Origin of the sequence: Streptomyces californicus, assembly GCF_000717645.1 — a bacterium.
GTDB classification, from domain to species: domain Bacteria; phylum Actinomycetota; class Actinomycetes; order Streptomycetales; family Streptomycetaceae; genus Streptomyces; species Streptomyces californicus.
In genome coordinates, this window is the sequence record NZ_JNZZ01000065.1 from 1 (window position 1) to 2245 (window position 2245).

At 73.5% G+C, this 2245-nt stretch carries 2 protein-coding genes; one reads left to right on the forward strand and one right to left on the reverse strand.

The genetic code is table 11. The features are described from left to right. On the reverse strand, positions 1 to 1095 hold a 1095-nt coding region (locus IF19_RS0134195; RefSeq protein WP_032747430.1), incomplete at its 3' end, for a heavy metal translocating P-type ATPase. A 234-nt stretch (positions 1096 to 1329) separates the two neighbouring features. Between IF19_RS0134195 and IF19_RS0134200 the strand changes: the two genes are divergently transcribed. Beyond that, on the forward strand, positions 1330 to 2019 hold the full coding sequence (locus IF19_RS0134200; protein ID WP_030115813.1) for a copper homeostasis protein CutC: 690 nt from the start codon (positions 1330 to 1332) through the stop codon (positions 2017 to 2019). Positions 2020 to 2245: the final 226 nt, after the last annotated feature.

The following is a 2245-nucleotide window of genomic DNA, read 5'->3' on the forward strand; positions in this document are numbered from 1 at the left end:
GGCCATGCGGGCGAGTTGGGTGTCGGTGCCGACGCGGGTGGCTTCGACGACGAGGCGTCCGCCGGCGTTGAGGGTGGCTCCGGTGACGGTGTCGCCGGTGGAGACCTCGACGGGGACGGACTCCCCGGTGAGCATCGAGGCGTCGATGGCCGAAGAGCCCTCGACCACGGTCCCGTCCGTCGCGATCTTCTCCCCCGGACGCACCAGGAAGCGGTCCCCGACCTGGAGTTCGGCGGTCGGGATCGTCGTCTCGACGCCGTCCCGCAGGACGGTGACCTCCTTCGCGCCCAGCTCCAGCAGCGCCCGCAGCGCCGCCCCGGCCTTCCGCTTCGAACGGGCCTCGAAGTAGCGCCCGGCGAGGATGAACGCCGTCACCCCGGCCGCGGCCTCCAGGTAGATGTTCCCCGCGCCGTCGCTGCGGGCGATGGTGAACTCGAACGGGTGGGTCATGCCGACCATGCCCGCCGTCCCGAAGAACAGCGCCCACAGCGACCAGAGGAACGCGGCGGACGTGCCGACCGAGATCAGCGTGTCCATCGTCGCCGCGCCGTGCTTCGCGTTGGTCCACGCGGCCCGGTGGAAGGGCCAGGCGGCGTACGTGACGACCGGCGCGGCCAGGGTCAGCGAGAGCCACTGCCAGTAGTCGAACTGGAGCGCCGGGATCATCGCCATCGCGATCACCGGCACGGCGAGGACGACGGCGGTGATCAGGCGCTGGCGCAGCGTGGTGAGCCCCGGGTCCTCTGCGCTCTCCGCGGGGTCCGAGCCCTCCGCGCCCCGCGCCGGGGCGTTCGCCGTGCCGCCGCCGGGTCGGCGGGCGGCGGCGGGCGGGGCGGGCCGCCGGGCGGTGTAACCGGTGGCCTCGACGGTCGCGATCAGATCGTCGACGGAGACCTCCGAGCCCTGGTAGGTGACCTTCGCCTTCTCGGTGGCGTAGTTCACGGTGGCTTCGACGCCGTCCATGCGGTTGAGCTTCTTCTCGATCCGGGCCGCGCACGAGGCGCAGGTCATCCCGCCGATCGCGAGCTCGACCGCGGCCGTGCCGGCGTCGGAGCCGACGGCGCTGGTGCCGGTGGTGGCGGACTGCGCGGACACGGGGTCCTCCCTCGGTTCGTCCTGTGTTCTATACCCCTAGGGGGTATCTCTATCTGCCTCATGTATACCCCCCTCCCCTATGGAATGCAAGGGGTGATCGTGGGGAGCGGTGCGGGTCGGGTCGCGCCCCGTCGCGCCCGTACGTTCATATAGAGGGCTGCGCTGTCCAGTCGCCGCCCCGTAGGCTGGCCATTGGACTAGACCTATAGGTGTGTATCGGAGGAATGGGGAACCATGAGCAACCGTGCAGTCCTGGAGGTGATCGCTCTCGACGCGGAGGACGCGGTCGCCGCCCAGGCCGGAGGCGCAGACCGCCTCGAACTGGTCACCGACATGGCCGCCGACGGTCTGACGCCGTCCCGGGAGACCTTCGCGGCGATCAGGTCCGCCGTGGACATCCCGCTGCGCGTGATGCTCAGGGTGGCGGACGGGTTCGCCGCCGGTGACATCGATGTTCTGGTCGGCAAGGCGCACGAGATGCGCGAGGCGGGGGCCGACGAGTTCGTGTTCGGGTTCCTCGACGCGGACGGCCGCGCCGACCTCGTCGCCGTCGAGCGGCTGGTCGCCGAGCTGGACGGCTGCCGGTGGACGTTCCACCGGGCGATCGACCGGGCCGCCGACCGCGACGCCCTGCGCAAGCAGCTCGCGGACCTGCCCGGCCTCGACACGTTCCTCACGGCGGGCTCCCCGGCCGGGGTGGACGCGGGCATCCCGACGCTGGTGGCCGAGGCCGCCCACGGCGGCGAGCCGGGGTACGAGGCGCAGATCCTGGTCGGCGGCGGCCTCCACCTGCACCACCTGCCCGAACTGCGGGCGGCGGGCATCGACGCGGTCCACATCGGCGGCGCGGCCCGGCCCTCCGGCTGGTCGGGCCCGGTGGACGCGGCGGCCGTACGGGAGTGGCGCGAGGCACTCGACGCCTGAGGCCATTCGGGAGCGGCCGAGCGCGTTTGGGGCGGCACCTGAGGGCGGCCGGGACGGGGCCGAGCCCGTCCGGGAGCGGCCGGGGCGGCACTGAGAGCGTCCGGGGTGGGGCCGAAAAGCCCCGCCCCGACGGCCCGCCCAGGGCCCCCGAGCCCATGGGGCCCCCACGCCCCGCCCAGGGCCCCCGAACCCCGGGCCCATGGAGCCCCACGCCCCGCCCCCATGC